16 protein-coding genes are annotated in these 18,351 nt (G+C 46.8%); 12 read left to right on the forward strand and 4 right to left on the reverse strand.

Annotated elements, in window-relative coordinates:
* The first annotated feature begins 103 nt into the window (after window positions 1-103).
* Both GJU82_RS02620 and GJU82_RS02625 read left to right on the forward strand, forming a co-directional pair.
* Window positions 104-1,822 (forward strand): amino acid permease, encoded by a 1,719-nt coding sequence (locus tag GJU82_RS02620; protein WP_153630727.1) that lies wholly within the window; start codon window positions 104-106, stop codon window positions 1,820-1,822.
* 66 nt (window positions 1,823-1,888) lie between these two features.
* Window positions 1,889-2,746 carry a fumarylacetoacetate hydrolase family protein gene (locus GJU82_RS02625; RefSeq protein ID WP_153630728.1) on the forward strand — a complete coding sequence of 286 codons (858 nt, stop codon included), beginning with the start codon at window positions 1,889-1,891 and terminating at the stop codon, window positions 2,744-2,746.
* Window positions 2,747-2,760: 14 nt separating this feature from the next.
* On the opposite strand, the gene GJU82_RS02630 is transcribed toward GJU82_RS02625, so the two are convergent.
* Together GJU82_RS02630 and GJU82_RS02635 are read right to left on the reverse strand one after the other, a co-directional pair.
* Window positions 2,761-2,937 carry a hypothetical protein gene (locus GJU82_RS02630; protein WP_153630729.1) on the reverse strand — a complete coding sequence of 59 codons (177 nt, stop codon included), beginning with the start codon at window positions 2,935-2,937 and terminating at the stop codon, window positions 2,761-2,763.
* Window positions 2,938-3,020: 83 nt separating this feature from the next.
* The gene (locus GJU82_RS02635) at window positions 3,021-4,181 is read right to left on the reverse strand and encodes a DUF5700 domain-containing putative Zn-dependent protease (RefSeq protein ID WP_153630730.1); all 1,161 of its coding nucleotides are present in this window, start codon (window positions 4,179-4,181) and stop codon (window positions 3,021-3,023) included.
* Window positions 4,182-4,541: 360 nt separating this feature from the next.
* Here GJU82_RS02635 and yccS point away from each other — a divergent pair, with 360 nt between their 5' ends.
* The 3 genes from yccS (at window position 4,542) to deoC (ending at window position 8,019) form a co-directional block, all read left to right on the forward strand.
* Window positions 4,542-6,671 carry a YccS family putative transporter gene (gene yccS / locus GJU82_RS02640; RefSeq protein WP_153630731.1) on the forward strand — a complete coding sequence of 710 codons (2,130 nt, stop codon included), beginning with the start codon at window positions 4,542-4,544 and terminating at the stop codon, window positions 6,669-6,671.
* A 144-nt stretch (window positions 6,672-6,815) separates the two neighbouring features.
* Window positions 6,816-7,292, forward strand: coding sequence for a YiiX/YebB-like N1pC/P60 family cysteine hydrolase (locus GJU82_RS02645; protein ID WP_153630732.1), 477 nt, complete (start codon window positions 6,816-6,818; stop codon window positions 7,290-7,292).
* A 13-nt stretch (window positions 7,293-7,305) separates the two neighbouring features.
* Window positions 7,306-8,019 (forward strand): deoxyribose-phosphate aldolase, encoded by a 714-nt coding sequence (gene deoC / locus GJU82_RS02650; RefSeq protein WP_153630733.1) that lies wholly within the window; start codon window positions 7,306-7,308, stop codon window positions 8,017-8,019.
* 65 nt (window positions 8,020-8,084) lie between these two features.
* On the opposite strand, the gene GJU82_RS02655 is transcribed toward deoC, so the two are convergent.
* Entirely contained in the window at window positions 8,085-10,328 is a 2,244-nt protein-coding gene (locus tag GJU82_RS02655) for a nitric-oxide reductase large subunit (protein ID WP_153630734.1), read from the reverse strand.
* Between the two features lie 110 nt (window positions 10,329-10,438).
* On the opposite strand from GJU82_RS02655, the gene ric reads away from it, so the two are divergent.
* The 7 genes from ric (at window position 10,439) to GJU82_RS02685 (ending at window position 15,334) form a co-directional block, all read left to right on the forward strand.
* Window positions 10,439-11,167 (forward strand): iron-sulfur cluster repair di-iron protein, encoded by a 729-nt coding sequence (gene ric / locus GJU82_RS02660; protein WP_153630735.1) that lies wholly within the window; start codon window positions 10,439-10,441, stop codon window positions 11,165-11,167.
* Window positions 11,168-11,187: 20 nt separating this feature from the next.
* The gene (locus GJU82_RS02665) at window positions 11,188-11,634 is read left to right on the forward strand and encodes an Rrf2 family transcriptional regulator (RefSeq protein WP_153630736.1); all 447 of its coding nucleotides are present in this window, start codon (window positions 11,188-11,190) and stop codon (window positions 11,632-11,634) included.
* Window positions 11,635-11,638: 4 nt separating this feature from the next.
* On the forward strand, window positions 11,639-12,100 hold the full coding sequence (locus tag GJU82_RS02670) for a hypothetical protein (RefSeq protein WP_228488536.1): 462 nt from the start codon (window positions 11,639-11,641) through the stop codon (window positions 12,098-12,100).
* A gap of 39 nt (window positions 12,101-12,139) precedes the next feature.
* Window positions 12,140-12,868 (forward strand): FGGY-family carbohydrate kinase, encoded by a 729-nt coding sequence (locus GJU82_RS02675; RefSeq protein ID WP_153630737.1) that lies wholly within the window; start codon window positions 12,140-12,142, stop codon window positions 12,866-12,868.
* Between the two features lie 142 nt (window positions 12,869-13,010).
* Window positions 13,011-13,703 (forward strand): alpha-L-arabinofuranosidase C-terminal domain-containing protein, encoded by a 693-nt coding sequence (locus GJU82_RS17645; protein WP_255473926.1) that lies wholly within the window; start codon window positions 13,011-13,013, stop codon window positions 13,701-13,703.
* Between the two features lie 10 nt (window positions 13,704-13,713).
* On the forward strand, window positions 13,714-14,154 hold the full coding sequence (locus tag GJU82_RS17340) for an alpha-L-arabinofuranosidase C-terminal domain-containing protein (protein WP_255473927.1): 441 nt from the start codon (window positions 13,714-13,716) through the stop codon (window positions 14,152-14,154).
* A gap of 28 nt (window positions 14,155-14,182) precedes the next feature.
* Window positions 14,183-15,334, forward strand: coding sequence for an aldose epimerase family protein (locus tag GJU82_RS02685; protein ID WP_153630738.1), 1,152 nt, complete (start codon window positions 14,183-14,185; stop codon window positions 15,332-15,334).
* Between the two features lie 277 nt (window positions 15,335-15,611).
* Here GJU82_RS02685 and GJU82_RS02690 read toward each other — a convergent pair whose 3' ends face one another.
* Window positions 15,612-18,050 (reverse strand): thiamine pyrophosphate-dependent enzyme, encoded by a 2,439-nt coding sequence (locus GJU82_RS02690; protein WP_153630739.1) that lies wholly within the window; start codon window positions 18,048-18,050, stop codon window positions 15,612-15,614.
* Window positions 18,051-18,351: the final 301 nt, after the last annotated feature.

The raw sequence follows: 18,351 nt of genomic DNA on the forward strand, positions 1-18,351 counted from the left end.
GGGGGTAATAACTGACGATATGTTTATTTTTACCGGTAATATTCTTAAAAACAGAATTTGAATTTAGTCTGATTGGTGACGCACGTAAGCAAATTTGATTGATATGGATATAGACCCCCTATTTCGCAAAAAACCGGTTGCATTGATTATGAAAGATGCTGCCGGAAGCGAAAAAGAAACACAAATGCGGCGCAATTTGTCGGTAACTGATTTAACAGCTTTTGGTATTGCCGCCATTGTTGGAGCCGGAATTTTTAGTACCATCGGAACAGCAGCGGCACAGGGTGGCCCTGCTGTTTCGCTGTTATTTATATTTACGGCGCTGGCCTGTGGTTTCAGTGCCATGAGTTATGCTGAGTTTGCTTCTTCCATTCCCATCAGCGGAAGTGCTTATACCTATGCCTATGCCAGCTTTGGTGAGCTGGTTGCCTGGATTATCGGCTGGGATTTGATTATGGAATACGCGGTAGGAAACATTGCCGTGGCGATTTCTTGGTCAGGCTATTTTACCGGGCTCGTTCGTGGCCTGGGTATTCATATTCCGGAATTTTTGAGTGTGGATTACCTGAGTGCTATGCGCGGTCATGCCGAAGCGCTGAAGGCGTTGGCCGCTGGTCAGACGCCCGGACGGTTAAGTTTTCATTTGCAGGAAACATACCTGGCCTGGATGCATGCGCCGAAAATTGGCGACTTCCGGCTCATTGCCGATTTACCGGCCCTGGCCATTGTGGTGTTTATTTCGTACATGGTGTACCGGGGCATTCGAGAGGCAAAAATTACCAGTAACCTGCTTGTTCTCCTCAAACTGGTTATCCTTATGGTGGTCATCGGTGTGGGATCGTTTTATGTGAATCCGGGGAACTGGAGCCCGTTTGCACCCAATGGAATTGGCGGCGTACTAAAAGGCATTTCGGGTGTTTTCTTTGCATACATTGGCTTCGATGCCATTTCCACAACGGCCGAAGAGTGTAAGAATCCGCGTCGCGATTTGCCCCGTTCGATGATTTATGCCTTAATCATTACCACGTTATTATACGTAACGCTTAGCCTGGTGATTACGGGAATGGTTTCCTATAAAAATCTCGCCGTAAGTGACCCGCTGGCATATGTATTCCACAAGAATCACCTCGAAGCCCTTTCGGGGATTATTGCGTTGGGAGCGGTGATTGCCATGGGAAGTGTGATGCTGGTATTCCAGGTTGGCCAACCCCGCATCTGGATGAGTATGAGCCGGGATGGCCTGTTGCCTCCCCGTTTCTCGAAATTGCATAAACGGTTCCGGACACCCGCTTTTGCTACCATTGTGGCCGCCACCATTGTTGCGATACCGGCTTTGTTTATGAACCTCACGGAAGTGACCGATTTGACCAGTATTGGGACGTTGTTTGCTTTTGTGTTGGTTTCCGGAGGTATTATTATCATGAACCCGCGTGGAAAAGATAAGGGAGAGGGTGGTTTCCGGATCCCCTATTTCAACAGCCGCTGGTTTTTGTTACCCGTCTGGGCCGTTGTCCTTATTGTCATTTTTGCAACCAGTAGGAGTGCAGTAACCTTGTCAACCATTGAGGGTATCAAGTGGCCGGAGTGGATATTTGTTATCGTGGCTGTAATACTTTCCGTTGCTGCTATCAGGAAACAGTGGACCGTTATTCCGGTTATCGGATTGCTGATAAACCTTTTCCTGATGTCGGAGTTGGGCATTACCAATTGGATGCGTTTTGTTATCTGGCTGGTTATCGGTCTGGTACTCTATTTTTCGTACGGCACAAAGAAGAGTCGCTTACGTAACATTGATATGTCGGCAACTGTTAAAGATTCCTGAATTCGATAGGTATATGTTTTATATTCAATATATTTTTGTTCCTTGAAAATGAATAAAATGGCTGCTATGAAATTGATTCGTTTTGGAGAACGCGGCAAGGAAAGACCAGGTATCCTGATTAATGGGGAAAGGTATGATTGTTCGGGCAGGTTCAACGATTGGGATCACACTTTTTTTCAGCACGGCGGATTAAATCTACTGCAAAAGCTGGTAGAAGAAGAAGGTGATAAACTGCCTGTCGTGAATCCGCAGGAGCGGTGGGCCAGTCCGGTTGCACGCCCGGCCTCCATCGTATGTGCGGGCTTGAATTACGCCAATCATGCCAAAGAAGCGGAGATGGAGGTTCCTAAGGAGCCCGTAATTTTTATGAAACCAACCAACACGTTGGCCGGTCCATATGATGATGTAATTATTCCGCCCGGCAGTACGAAAACAGATTATGAAATTGAGCTGGCCATTGTTATGGGGAAGAATGCTCTTTACCTGAAAGACGAAGCGGCGGCCTATGAATGTATTGCCGGCTATACTATAGCCAACGATGTGTCGGAACGGGAGTATCAACTCGAAAGAGGAGGGCAGTGGGTAAAAGGAAAATCCTCACCGGGTTTTACTCCGCTGGGACCGTTCCTGGCTATCCGCGACAATATTGCAGAACCCCGCAACATGGATTTACAACTGACTGTGAACAACAGCATTCGTCAGATTGGCAATACCGAGACAATGATATTTCATCCATCGAGCCTGATTTGGTACATATCGCAATACATGCAGATGGAAGCCGGTGATGTTATCCTGACCGGAACGCCTCCCGGTGTTGGAATGGGAATGCAACCGCCACAATACCTTGAAAACGGTGACAAGGTGGAATTAACCATCGAAGGCTTGGGAACCCAGAAGCAGGTGTTTGTCGATTATATTCCGTGACCTTCGTGATGCCGTTAGTGAAGAATCAGGAAGAGAATAAAACTGAGCAGCGCCACATTGATGGAGTGTATCCACAGGTAAAAGGACTGTCCTGTTTTGCTCTTTCCCTCCCGCGATAACTGCTTGTGGTGCTTCACGTAAGAAAAGATAAACAGCTTGATGAATGCGAGCTGTCTTTGTCTCTTTGTCAAGAAAATGAGGTGTTAACCCCTGGGTGGTTTTCGGAATCTTTCCAACCGGAATTGATTTAACTCACCGTTGTTTAGCATGCCAGCTACCAGTTATTAATCACTTTGTCCTTTTCGTACCACATGAGTTTGGGACTCGACTTTTGTTTCGGCTGTTCAGCCTTCTTCGGCAGATAATATTTTTGTTCAAGTTTGCGAAGGTATTGCATGGTAATCGATGAAAAGGGCGGATAATGCTTTTTGTCTTTCAGGGCAACGCGTTGATAAAGACGAATGAAGGCAAACGGATTGGCTGTTTGTTGAATTAATGTCCGTTTACCCATTTTTTCAATAATCGCGTTAGCCATATAGTAGCCCGTTGGATGTCCGTTCATGGGGAGTAAATCCTCTATAATTTTCGAATCACTATTGGGAACAGTAGCCATCCGTATAAAGTATTCATCAAGTTGAAGGATGGCTTGGGGAGATTTGGCGAGATAATGTTGATAGGATCTAGCCCATTCATAACCGGCAAAAGGGCCTCTGTTCAGAAAGAATTTTTTCTTGTCAATTTGGTCAGCAATTCCTTCCGTTTCCATTTGTGTCAGCATCTGTATAATCGGATATTCAGGTTGATTGTGGCCCGGTAAATTTGGGACTTTGATTTTGGCCCGGTAAAAGTGATATGCTTCATGCGCAATAAAATAAGGAACATACGCCTCGAAATCCATACTGAACAGGAGGTCGATAATTACACCTGTTGGGGCGTGAGATATGGCTTTATCGCAAATAATAAACGATACCGGAGGCAGTGCTCTGGCATAAAGAAAACTATCGGGCAGGAGTTCCTTTGCCATCGACAAAGCCGTCTTAATCAGTTGTGCTTTCTGTAAATTGGCTTGCAGCTCTTTCAATTTTTTTTCGTTTCCCATTATTTGCATGACGTGTCGCAGAAAGTTGCTTTTCGGGTTATTCTTGTCCAGTTCTTTTCTCAACAGCGAGCCCATTGAAGGCATGAAGGCTAGCCGCAGCTGCTGTTCAAATTCTTTTTGTGAGAATCCACCGGCCATTAATATCTGATAGGGCGGAGCATCGAAGAGGGCGTTCCATTCATCCGGATCGGGTTCGGTATCTTTTATTAATGATGATTCAACTTGCCAGAATGGAGCCATTCCCGAAAAGTCGACTGTATTATACCTTATAACCTGAGCGAATAGTTGTGCACTGAACAGAAGATAGGTGAAAAGAAAAAGAATTCTGATTATCATTACTCCCTCATTATGGTCTCTTGCCGGTTGGCGATGTTCAATGCTCTTTAAAAGAAGTTTCCAGATAATAAGCTAACGGATGATTCAATTATTTATTGTAAATATGATAAATTATATTGGTTTGGTGAACGATTAAAGCGTCAAAAATCTTCAATTTTATTATGTGGTGAATATAAGTTCAGCATTTTGATTTTTTCAGGGTTCGAAGATGTTTTTTCTTTTATCGTGTCATGTGGAGGTTAACGGCGCATTATCATTGTGTCAAGTCGGATTTTAGGGTATCCGGTTCCGTTCCTGATTTTATATTTTTGCCGGCAGATCGATTGAAAATCGATATATTGAACTGATATTATTTCACTTATGGATATGTGGCAACAGCTGAAAAATAGAACTTGGTACGAACCTTTGCGTCAGACGTTCTGGCGGTACCCCGACCGGTTGATGGCGCTGAAGGCTACGATTTCCATGGCTTTGCTCTCGGTCCCGTTTGTATTGACAGGCCATGCCTATTATGGAATAACCCTGGCATTGGGAGCGTTAGCGGGCGCATTGGCCGAGACCGATGACCATCCCAGGGGACGTGTTAAAGCCTTGGTTCTTACGGTATTTAGTTTTGCCCTATCCAGCGCTTCGGTTGAAATTTTACGGCCTGTACCATGGTTGTTCGCGGTAGGGCTGGCAGTTTCTACCGTGCTTTTTATTTTGATTGGAGGTCTGGGCGAACGGTATCGCGGGGTTAGTTTTGGTGCGGTACTGATTGCCATTTATACCATGCTGGGGGATTCGCTTCGGCCTGCACCTTACTGGCAACCGATTCTCCTGCCGGCTGGGGCATTGGGGTATGGTTTGCTTTCGCTGGCCTTGTTATACCGTCATCCCTGGCGGTTACTGGAAGAGCAGCTGGCACGCGGTTATCTGGCCCTTTCGGCCTACCTGGAAGAAAAGGCCCGGTTGTTTCCGAGCGACGCGGAAAAGCAGACGACGATTCGTCACCGTTTGGCCATGCTGAATATTGAAATGGTGAATGCGTTGGAGCGGACGAAGGAAGTGCTGAACAGTTATGCCGGTGCGTTGGACGATCAGGCCGAGCTGGTGCCTTACCTTCGCCGGTTTATGTTGTTGCAAAGTCTGCACGAGCGGGCGGCTTCCAGTCACGAACGATATGAACTGCTCAGTAGCAATCCGGACAATCAGGCATTGATGGAAGGTTTCGGTCAATTGCTGTTACAGCTGGCACAGGCGACCCGACGATTGGCTGACAATCTCTTGACCGGTGTGCCTTACCGGCATCCTGTTTCGCTGAAATGGATTGTCAACGCGCTGAATGAGCAATTGGAACAGCGCCCCGAATCGGGAAAGCAGGGGCTTTCGCTGTTGCTGCACAATCTCACGCAGTCGCACCGCGCGTTGCTGAACCTGAGCGACATTTCCCAACGAAAATACATTCCACGCCTGGCCCGTGACACCCGTACGTTGTGGGAACGCCTGAAAGCGCAATTGCATTGGCGTCATCCCCGGTTGCGGCATGCCGTCCGGTTGAGTACCTGTTTTGTGATTGGCTACGGGTTAATGCAGTGGCTGCACATCGAAAAGGGAGAGTGGATTTTGCTGACCAGTTTGTTTGTGTGTCAGCCCAGTTACAGCGAAACCCGCCGCAGGCTTTTTCAACGTATCCTGGGAACGTTTATGGGCGTGGCAGCCGGCGTGGGCGTAGTACAGATTCTTCCTACCCAAATGGGACAGCTGGCCTTGATGTTACTGGCCGCTTTTTATTTCTTTTTCTGGTTGCGGAAGCGTTATTACATCGCCGTTATCTTTATCACGATGTTTGTTTTGGGCGCTTTTAATCTCCTGTCGGGAAAGGGCGTTGCCATGATGGGTCCGCGTATGTTCGACACGGTGTTGGGTGCTGCACTGGCAATTATCTCTGTGAGGTTACTTTGGCCCGATTGGCAATACAAGCGGCTACCGGTTTTGATTTCTGAAGCACTGGCAAAAAACACCGCCTATTTCAAAGCAATTCTAAAAGAATACCGTCTCTCGGAAGAAGACGATTTGGACTACCGCATTGCCCGCAGACAGGCGCATCAGGCGGATAATGCATTGGCGATGGCCTGGCAGGATATGCAGGTGGAACCGAAACGGCAGCAACAATTCAGGCAACAGGCGTTTAAACTTACTTATCTGAATCATGCCCTGTTGTCGTATCTGTCGGCGTTGGGAGCGCATCGCGATATTCAGCAATTCATCAATCCGGAAATGGAACAATTTGCTGTTAAAATCGAGGAGGCTTTGGTCGGAGCCAGTCAATGGCTGGATGGTGGCTTAAAGGTTGAACCTACCTGCAGGGTGAGCCCAATTTTGGAGCACCTGAGTAAACGCCTTTCCGAAATGGAAGAAGGAACTACCCGGCAACAGTTGATTTTACTGTATAATATCGCCGAAGTTACCGATCAACTATTGGAGGCATCTGTCGGTATTTCCCGTTAGGCAGTCGAATCAGGGAGAAATATCTCTATACTTTTCCGGAAGAACCGGTCAACCAGTTCCTGTTGATCGTCGGCTTTAATTACCTCCGACAGTAAGAGTGTCCGGAATGCTGGCCAAAAGCGAAATCTTCATCTAATTAGTCACATGGGAATTACAAAAGTGACTTCAGATGGCATATATGTTTTGAACTCAGAACCTAAATATGGTGTGATTCGGCAACCGCTCGATTCATTCCTACATCCGGAAGGAGAAAGAGCGGAAGTGGTGGCTTACCGGTTGAAAGCGCCGTTCCGGAAATCTATTCCGGAAGCCATGAAGCGTGCGCATCAGTTGATTGGACAGCCCTACAATTACAGCTATATTCTTCCGGATACGGGATATTACTGTTCGGAATTTGTTTATACTGTTTTTGCTCCTGATTCGGTTTTCAAACTGAATCCAATGACTTTTAAAAATCCGCAAACCGGACAATTTGATTCGACCTGGGTGGCGCACTATCAAAAGCTGGGAATCGGTATTCCGGAAGGAAAAACCGGTTGCAACCCAAACGGAATGGCCGCTTCTGATAAACTGGAGCGATTGGGTGAGGTTAAACTAAGCAATGTAAAAGCAACTAACTAACCAATAAAACATCATGACGAAACTGAAGGAACTCGCGAAAATGATCGATTACTCCATTTTACACCCCACTTTAACGGATGACGACCTGATGCGGGAGTGCGAAGTGGCCGCGAAATATGATGTGGCCTCGGTCTGTGTGAAGCCATACATGGTAAAACAAGCTGTTGAATTGCTCAAGGATACCGACGTATTGGTCGGCTGTGTCATCGGTTTTCCTGCCGGGAATTCCACCATCGCAGTGAAGCGCTTCGAAACTGAAGTAGCCTGTTCTGACGGAGCCGTCGAAATTGATATGGTCATCAATATTGGCAAGGCGTTGCAGGGTGACTGGGATTATATCCGGAAGGAAATCCAGACTGTTACCGATGAATGTCATTACCACGGCGCGATTGTGAAGGTGATTTTCGAAACCGATTTTGTTGCCAAAGAAGAAGATATCAAACGGTTGTGTGAAATTTGTACCGAAGCAGGTGCTGATTACGTGAAGACGTCGACCGGCTTTGGCTTTGTGAAAGGAGCCGATGGAAAATACAGCTATGAAGGGGCAACGTTGAAGAACCTGGAGCTCATGCGAACATATTCCGGCCCGAATGTGAAAATCAAAGCGGCGGGCGGTGTTCGAACACTCGATCAACTGTTAGCCGTGAAGGAAGCCGGCTGTACCCGTTGCGGAGCAACTGCGACGATTTCTATGCTGGAGGAAGCCAAGGAACGGTTTGGAGCCTGAAACAAAATAAAAAAATCCCTGAAGTAATTTACCTCAGGGATTTTGGGTGTACAGCGATTAATTGATTATTTCTTTTTAATCGACCAGCCTGTTTTCAATCCAAAAACAAACCAAACCAATACCAGTGCGCCGGCGGTGAATACTGTATCGCCAATCACGCGCAACCAACGGAGGGTTTGCATGGGCGGATGATTCAGGAATTGGGGTGAACGGGCATACCAAAGACCGTACTTCACACTGGCCCAGGTTTGCATCAATCCAACCGGGAGAAGACTGATAAGCACCATCAGCAGCAGCCCGATGTTGAGTGTCCAAAAGGCAAACTTCAGTTGCTTTTCCTTCCACTCCGGTTGAAGATTCATATCACGCAAAACGAACAACATCAGACCGATACCCAGCATGCCGTAAACACCGAACAGAGCAGCGTGGGCATGAACCGCCGTCGTGTTTAGTCCCTGCATGTAATACAGTGCGATGGGAGGATTGATGACAAATCCAAAGATTCCTGCTCCGACGAGATTCCAGAACGCCACTGCCACAAAGAAGTTAATCGGCCATTTATAGGTCTGAATCCAACCGCTGGCTTTGCTCATTCGGATATTATGATAAGCCTCGAAACCTACAAGAACCAGCGGCACGACTTCCAGGGCGCTGAATGTCGCTCCAATAGCCAGAACGGCCGTAGGAGTTCCGGCGAAGTAGAGGTGGTGGAATGTTCCGAGAATACCTCCTGAGAGGAAAATAATGGTGGAAAACAACACCGTCGCCGTAGCCAGCTTTGGCTTGATCAGCTGCATACGGACAAAAAGGAAGGCGATAACAACCGTAGCAAATACCTCGAAGAATCCTTCCACCCAAAGGTGAACAACCCACCAGCGCCAGTATTCTGCAATGGAAAGGTTGGTCTGTCGTCCCCACATCAGTCCGGCACCATAGAATGCCGCGATGGCAATAGAAGAGATTAGGAAAAGAATCAGTAGCTGTCGGTTATCCGATTTCTTGGTAATGGCTGGCCAGAGGGCGCGTCCCAGCAGAAAGAGCCAGATGAAAAGTCCGATAAACAGGAAGATTTGCCAGAAACGCCCCAGATCGACATACTCGTATCCCTGGGTACCAAACCAGAAGTTATCGACCAAACCGAGCCGTTGCATGATTCCCATCCACTGACCGGCCATAGAACCGACAACGATAACCAGCAGGGCGATGAACAGGACATTGACGCCCAGTTTTTGGTATTTGGGTTCATGACCGGAGACGGCCGGAGCCATAAACAATCCGGTGGCGAGCCATGATGTAGCGATCCAAAAGATAGCGAGCTGGAGATGCCACGTCCGGGAAACACTGTATGGTAATATCTTATCGAGGGGGAGTCCGTAAAAGCCCAATCCTTCAACGCCATAGTGAGCGGTGATAATCCCCATGCCAATTTGTACCAGGATGAGGAGGGATACAACCCAAAAGTATTTCAGTGTTGCCCGCATCGAGGGTGTAATGTGTTGTCCCGAAAGGGGATTGACCTTCGGAACTTCAGTGAAATCTTCTTCTTCACGATTCGAAGCATAATACCAGGCAAGCAGACCAATTCCTGCCAGCAGCAGTATCACACTGAAACCTGTCCAGATAATCAATGAACTGGTCGGTTTATTGTCAATTAGTTTTTCGGGCGGCCAGTTGTTGGTATACGTGATTTCCATTCCCGGGCGGTCAGTGGATGTGGCCCAGGTAGCCCAGAAAAAGAAAGCATTCATTTCGTGCATCCTTTCCGGGTCTTTGACGGTTCCGGGTGGAATACTGTAATCTTCGCGGAGTTTTTGGTATTGAGGACCATCCATAAACAGACCGGTGTATTCTTTGCTGATTGCTTTAACTGCTTCGGCCTGAACGTCAGGAATGGTTAGCACTCCGGTATTTTCATCATACCGGTTTTTCCTTATCAGGTTTTTCAGCCGGGCTTTAAGTGCCGCTTTGTTTTCATCGTTCAGAGCGGCATAGCCTTTTCCATATTCGGCTTCGGCCCATTTATTCAGAATAAAAACAGCCTCTTTGTGCAGCCAGTCAGCTGTCCAGTCAGGTGCTTTGTAGGCGCCGTGTCCCCAAACGGTACCCAGTTCTTGTCCACCAATGGATTGCCACACATTTTGCCCATTCTTAATGTCCTGGCCGGAAAAAAGTGTTTCTCCGCTTTGCGTAACAACTTTTTCAGGTTCGGGAGGTGCCTTGCGATAAATCTCTTCACCGTAGTAGAGTAATACACCAAATGAAATTACCATGACAAGGATAAATCCTGCCCATAATCGTTTTGTGTTCATTGCAACAAGTTTTATGAGTTGGTGTGAACAAATGTAAAAATATAAAAAGACCTTTTAATCCTTTTAGAAGAAAAATACATATTTTTGTGTCGTAAATAATTCTGAATGATATGAAGATAACGAGTGATTCAAACGTAGGAGAGATTGTACGTGAGAACTTTAAGGCAGCCCAGGTGTTTGCTTCTCACCATATTGATTTTTGTTGTAACGGCAATCGTCCATTGAACGAAGCAAGCCGCAAGGCCGGTGTGGAACCGGAAATTTTGCTGGAAGAGTTAAATGCAGCACTGCTGGAAAACGATCCGGATGCTGAATATTTAAATGCGCTGGCGTTGGATAAGCTGATTGGCTATATTGTCGAGCGGCATCATACGTATGTGAGGAAACACATTCCGGTTTTGTTGGAGAATCTGGAGAAAATAGAGCGAAAGCACAGTGAACATCATCCTGAGATAATTGAGATCAAAAAATTATTCGAAGGTTCAGCTGGCGATTTGACGATGCACTTACAAAAGGAAGAAATGGTTCTTTTTCCTCATATTAAGCGTCTGGAAGCAGTAAAAAGGGGAGAAGTTCCTTATCAAGCGCCGTCATTCGGGCAGGTAGAAAATCCGGTTGCAATGATGATGCAGGAACATCAAAACGAAGGAGAACGTTTTGAAAAGATTGCTAAATTATCGGCCGGATACAGTATTCCCGATGACGCCTGCAATACCTTTCGGGTGACCTATCAACAGTTGGCCGACTTTGAAAAGGATTTGCATCGGCACATTCATTTGGAAAATAACATACTTTTTCCGAAAGCCATTGAACTGGAACAGAAGATGGCGGTTAAATAGATGAACTTTTATATTAAAAAATGGTAGGAAAAGCAGCTGAATACGCCATCAGGGCGTTGGTTTACATCTGTATGAAAAATCTGGAAGGGAAAACGCCCGGCTTTCGCGAAGTAGCAAAAGAAATTGAAAGTCCGGAACCTTACACCGCCAAAATCTTGCAGACGTTAGCCCGATCGCGTGTACTTTCATCGGTGAAAGGCAGGGGAGGAGGATTCTTTTTTAAAGAGCTTACCCCTGAAGCTTCGCCCACACTGTATGACGTCATCAGCCAAATGGGAGATGCCCATATTTTCACCAGTTGCGGATTTGGATTAAAGCATTGCGACGACGCACATCCTTGTCCGATGCATGAAGAATATCTTCCTATCAGAGACGGCTTCTATCGGTTGGTGCGAAAGGAAACAATTTATTCTTTGGCTCAAAAGGTAATGAAACAGGAAGCTGTTATAAACCGATTAATGAACTAAATATATGATGAATAAACGCGTTGCATTTGCACCCATCGTCATTCTGATGTTTTGGGCTGGCTTCGTATGTGCGATCAGTTTTATGGAAGCCTGGCTGAAATTTCAGGCCCCGGGGGTGACATTGCCCATTGGCCTGGGAATTGGCAAACTGGTTTTTACGGGATTAAACCGGGTGGAGATTGTGCTTACCCTGTTGTTACTATTCTTTGTTAAGCGGAACTTCGGATTTTTAAAGGACAAGTTGACTTTTATGGTTGCAGGACTTGCCGTGATTGTTGCTATCCAGACGTTTGTTCTTTTGCCCGTTTTGACGCACCGTGCGGTTGAAATTATTAATGGCGCGCAGCCCACCTCCGATCCGGCACATTTTGTTTATATCGGACTGGAGGTCATTAAAGTTATTCTCTTGTTTTCAGCCACTTTTGGTGTGATTCGGAAACTGAAGCCGGAAATTCACAGCAGTTAGTTGTTTACACAATATTTATTTCGAAAGCCATCCGTACGGATGGCTTTTTTTGGTGTGCCAGAAGAGATGGAGGATAAGCTCATTCCGGGTATCTGCGGACAAGTGGATGGTTCTGTTATTCCCGGCATGGTAGGCCTCGAAGCAGGCCAATCAGGATTTGGCGATATTTATGCATGGTTTAAGAATGTGCTGAGCTGGCCGCTGCAATTCCTCGATGATGAGGTGCAAAGAAAAGTCATTGAAGATAAAATCCTGCCGGCATTGTCGGAAGAAGCCGCTAAGATTCCGGTTGAAGAATCAACCATTGTGGCTACCGATTGGCTGAACGGCCGTCGTACGCCGGATGCCGACCAAACCGTTACCGGAACCATTGCCGGATTGAATTTAGGCTCTTCGGCTCCGCGTATTTTCCGGGCGTTGGTAGAAGCAACGGCCTTTGGTTCACGGGCCATTACCGACCGGTTTGCCGAGCATGGCATCGAAATTAAAGAAGTGGTCGGTATCGGCGGTGTCGCCAAAAAATCTCCATTCGTGATGCAGACCATGGCCGATGTGCTGAATATGCCGATTAAAGTGTCGGTATCGGAGCAGGCAATGGCGCTGGGAGCTGCGATGTTTGCTGCGGTTGCTGCGGGAGTTTATCCATCAGTGGAAGAAGCTCAGGCTGCGATGGGACAGGGTTTTGAAAAGACCTATTATCCCATTGCTGAGAATGCGGTGAAGTACGATGAGATTTATAAGAAATATATTGAATTGGGAAAACTTTAATCTTTCGCAATAGAAACCGTTTGTGATGAAACGGGCCCGACAGGGAACTCCCTGCCGAACCCGTTATTGAAAGAGGTTTTAACCTGACAAAATCAAACGCAATCCAATTAGTTAAAACTAAAAATGATTTAAACATCCAACCATGAAGCATTTAAAATTTGGGGTAGTTGCCCTGTTCTTATTATTCTCTGTAAAACTCATGGCACAGGAAAACCGGATGACGGTATATCCTGACGAAGCCAAACAGCTAATCAGCAAAGAAATTTATGGCCAGTTTGCCGAGCATCTGGGTCATGGCATTTATGGTGGTATTTATGTTGGCGAGAAATCTGATATCCCCAACATCGATGGATATCGTACCGATGTAGTGAACGCACTGAAAGCGATGAAGGTTTCGGTCATTCGCTGGCCCGGCGGTTGTTTTGCCGACACCTATCACTGGAAAGACGGAATCGGACCGAAAGATAAGCGTCCTTCCATTGTGAATGTGAACTGGGGCGGAGTAACCGAAGATAACCGCTTTTCGACCTTCATGTGGAGTGCTCCGTATAAAATCGCCAGCGATCCGAATGTTGATGATTATAACTGGATGGAAACGGTGATGAAAAAAACGATGCGTCATCCGAACCTCATTCAGGGAATTTCGCTCCACTATTATACCATTCCGCATAATCGTGTTGGTTTGATTATCGACGAATGGGGTGACTGGTTCAATGTTAAACCTGGAACCAATCCCGGATTTCTTTACCAACAAAACTCTATGCGCGATTCATTGGTAGCCGGTGTCAACATGAACATTTTTAATAATCACACCGATCGCGTGACGATGGGCTAGTATCTCCCAGATGGTGAATGTACTTCAGTCGGTTATCATGACCAAAGGAAAAGAGATGGTGCTGACACCGACCTACTACGTATACAAAATGTACAGCGTGCATCAGGATGTCCGTTTGGTTCCTATTAATCTGAAGAGCGATTCTTATACTTACAAAGGTGACAGTATTCCGTCTATCAGCTCTTCCGCTTCACTGAAGGATGGCGTAATGAGCATTACCCTTTGTAATCTGAATCCTGACAAAGCGGAAACACTGGAGTGCGATATTCCTAACGTGCAGTATAGACAAGCCTCCGGTAAGATTGTCGATGGTAAAACCATGGATTCTTACAATGATTTGGGGAAGAAGGAAGAAGTGGCTTTGAGCGATTTTTCGGTAGAAAAACCGAAGAATGGCAAATTGAATATTACCTTGCCTGCTCATTCAGTTGTACTGGTTCAGTTGAAATAAGTATAACGCATTATTAAAATACAACACCATGAAAACGAGTTTAACAATGCTTTCGCTGGTTTTGACGGTTGTGATGATGAGTTGTCAGCCACAGTCGAAACCATCAGTATTTACACCGGATGTTCAGAAAATTAGTCCGGAAAAATTCCATCAAACGGTCGATGGAAAGCAGGTCAAGCTGTATACCCTGGTCGGTCAGAACGGCATTGGTATGAAGGTGACCAACTACGGTGCCCGCATCGTAGCACTTTGTGTGCCTGACAAGGACGGAAAACCAACGGATGTCGTGCTGGGTTACGATAACCTGAACGACTACATTCATCGTCCGCAAACCTACTTTGGAGCAGCGATTGGGCGGTATGCCAACCGTATTGGTGATGCAAAATTTACGCTTAACGGCGTTGAATATAAGTTGGTGGCCAATGATGGCAAGAATAGTTTGCACAGTGGGCCGAAAGGATATGCTACCGTTGTTTGGAATGCAAAGAAACTGAGCGATTCAAAAATTCAGTTTACCTATTATTCACCCGACATGGAAGAAGGTTACCCGGGTGATTTGGATGTTACGGTTACTTACGAACTGACTTCGCAAAACGGGATGAAGATTGATTACAAGGCAACCACCGACAAGGAAACGGTGCTGAACCTGACGAATCACTCGTATTTCAACCTTTCGGGAGAAGGTTCCAAAACCATTCTCGATCACGTAATGATGTTGAATGCCGACAGTATTACGCCGGTTGATTCGACTTTGATTCCAACAGGCGTTATCGAATCGGTTACCGGAACTCCATTTGATTTCACACAGCCGACGCCCATTGGCCAGCGCATCAACGCCGATAATACGCAGTTGAAGTACGCGGGAGGATATGACCACAACTGGGTGCTGAATAACAAAAGCGACAATGTGGCATTGGCTGCAACCGTTTATTCTCCGGCATCGGGAATCCGGATGGACGTGTTGACCGACCAGTCCGGTATCCAGTTCTACACCGGTAACTTTCTGAATGGCCAGGAAATTGGCAAATCGGGTAAGCCGTACGGGCATCGCAGTGCGTTCTGCCTCGAAGTGCAGCATTATCCCGATTCTCCGAACAAACCACAGTTCCCGACTACGACATTAAAGCCGGGACAAACGTATCGTCACGAGTGCATCTACCGTTTTTCGGTATTGAAATAAAGAAACGTGTTTTAGTGGAGTCTGACAGGACTTCGGTATCCAGTTAGTGATTATAATTAATAATCATCAGGTTTAGATTATACAGGTTGGAACTTTCCGGTTTCAACCTGTTTTCTTTATCTCTTTCAATATCTCAAGGGCCGGTTTTTATTTTCCGGTTTCCCGGAAAAACAATCCTTTTATCACAGTCCGTGTCCCTGTTACGTTTTTCGTCTGTCCGGCCGGCTTTCGCGGTGTTCCTGTCGGGCAGGAAGGCTTCCTAGGCTGTAATGGCTCTCTATTCCGGATAGATGGGCGGGAACTGTTTGGGATCGGCTTCATTCATTATTTCGTAAATGGCGTCAAACACATCCTCGGCATTCGGGTTCGAGAAGTAATCGCCGTCGGTTGTATAGGCCGGACGGTGCGATTGGGCTGTGATAGTTTTTGGTGCGGAGTCGAGCTGGAAATACCCGTGCTGTTTCTCCATCACATGTTGCATCATAAAGGCTGTTGTTCCGCCCGGCACGTCTTCATCGAAGAAGACAATGCGGTTGGTTTTCGAAAGTGATTTCCCAATAACGCCGGTGGTATCGAACGGCAACAACGTTTGCACATCAATCAGTTCCACGCTGATGCCAAAGTCTTCCAGTTGTTTTACCGCTTCCTGGGCAATGCGTACGCAGGAACCATAAGTAACCAGCGTTACGTCTGTTCCCTCGTGCATGATTTCGGGAATACCGAGCGGCACTTTGAACTCGCCCAGGTTTTCCGGACATTTCTCCCGGATTCGGTAACCATTTAGCGACTCAACTACCAGCGCCGGATCATCCGATTCCAACAGCGTGTTATACATACCGGCTGCCTGTGTCATATTGCGCGGTACACAAACGTGTATTCCCCGTAGCGAGTTGATGATCATGCTAAGTGGTGAACCGGAATGCCAGATACCAATCAACCGGTGCCCGCGGGTGCGGATAATGACCGGTGCTTTTTGTGCGCCGGCGGTACGCCAGTGCAGCGTGGCTAAATCGTCGCTAAGCGTTTGCAGCGCATACAGGATATAGTCGAAGTACTGTATCTCGATAATCGGGCGCATTCCGCGCAATGCTAGACCAATTCCTTGTCCCAGGATGGTTGTTTCGCGGATACCGGTGTCGGTTACCCGGAGTTCGCCATATTTGGCCTGCATGCCTTCCAGTCCTTTGTTGACATCGCCCAACGCGCCGGTATCTTCGCCAAAGGTGACCAATAACGGGTATTTGGCAAACAGCTTATCAAAGTTTTTCAGCAGTACTTCACGGCCGGGAATGGTTTCCGATTTTGCGGTGAAGACCGGCGGAACAGCGGTTGATTTTACGGCTGCAAAATCCGTTTCACTGTATAGTTTGCTGCTGTATCGTTCGTGGTTCTGTACCGCCTGTTCTTTCAACCAGTTGGAAAGCTGAAGCTGAAGGCTCCGTTTGGCCGGGCAGGTGCGGCAAACATTCCGCATGATTTTCCGGACCGAGCTGACGGTATCCTTTCGGATGGGGTACTTGATTTTTTTTAATGTGCCGGCAATGGCGTCCACTTCATCACTGAGGGCATCTACGCAACTGCAGGAACGGCCTTCCACTATACGAACCAGTTCGTCGCGCTCCTTTTGTACCGGAGTCTTGATATTTTTCCAGGCTTTGTCCTTCGCTTTTCGCGCGATGTCTTCCGCCTCTTTTTCCAACGATTTTAGTTCTTCTTCAGTGGCGATTCCTTCTACCAACAGCCATTCTTTCATTTTCAGAATAGCATCGAACTCGGCTTCCCATTCCAGGCGTTCTTTCGGTTTGTAACGTTCATGCGAACCTGACGAAGAGTGCCCCATCGGCTGGGTTAATTCCGTTACATGGAAAAGAACCGGAATATGCTTTTCCCGGCAACGGGCAATGCCTTCGCCATACATTTCCAGCAGGCGTGCATAATCCCATCCTTTTGCACGGTAAATCAAAATACCGTTTTCATCGCCCTTGTGCTTTTCAAAACCACTCAGCACTTCTGAAATGTTGGCTTTGGCAATCTGATATTTTCCGGGAACGGAAATACCATATCCATCATCCCATACCGAGAGTGCCAGCGGGACCTGCAATACCGCCGATGCATTGACGGTTTCCCAGAAATGGCCTTCGGCAGAGCTGGCATCGCCAATAGTGCCAAAAACCACTTCGTTACCCAAATCGGAAAACTGTGTGTACTCGTGTAAATCTTTGTTGTTCCGGTAAAGTTTCGATGCGTATGCCAGTCCAACCATGCGAGGCATTTGACCGGCAGTGGGAGCAATGTCGGAGGCGGTGTTTTTTTGTTCGACCAGGTTGAGCCACTGGCCGTCGGGTGTTACGTTGGGCGTACCATAATGGTTCACCATCGAGCGGCCGGCGTTTCCCGGATTGGCTTTTGCATCCGTGTCGCCATACAATTGTGCAAATAGTTCTTCGGGAGTCGTCATCCCGGCGGCCAGCATAAACGTCTGGTCGCGATAATAGCCTGAACGCCAATCGCCCTCTCTGAAAAAGTGGGCCATGGCCAACTGAGCGATCTCTTTTCCATCGCCAAAGATTCCGAAGTCGGCGTTACCCCTTAACACCTCCTTGCGTCCGATAAAACTGATTTGCCGACTGATGTGCGCCAGCTTGTAGTCATTCAGGATATCTTCTTTGGACAAATTTTTAAGAACTTTCCCGTAAGGGATTTCTAATGTTGACATATGAGCTTGCTTAGTATTTTCTTTCGACGTGAAAATTATAAAGATTTAATCTTAATAAAAGAGATTTATATCACGCCCTCCTAATTTTTTCACCTTTATAACCGATTTCTTCACTTAATATTCGACCCAATCGTACCATAAATACAAGAATTGATCGAACATTTTTCGTCCTGAAAACAACCATGGCTGGATTTCGTTCATTGGTCAATGGCAATTTCTTCCTGGCCGATGTGGTAATTATCAGCAGGGTAATGTTTTATTGCATACACTTTATCCCGGAATTCTTTTTTGAGCCTGACTG

This window comes from Prolixibacter sp. SD074, assembly GCF_009617895.1.
Classification (GTDB): Bacteria; Bacteroidota; Bacteroidia; order Bacteroidales; family Prolixibacteraceae; genus Prolixibacter.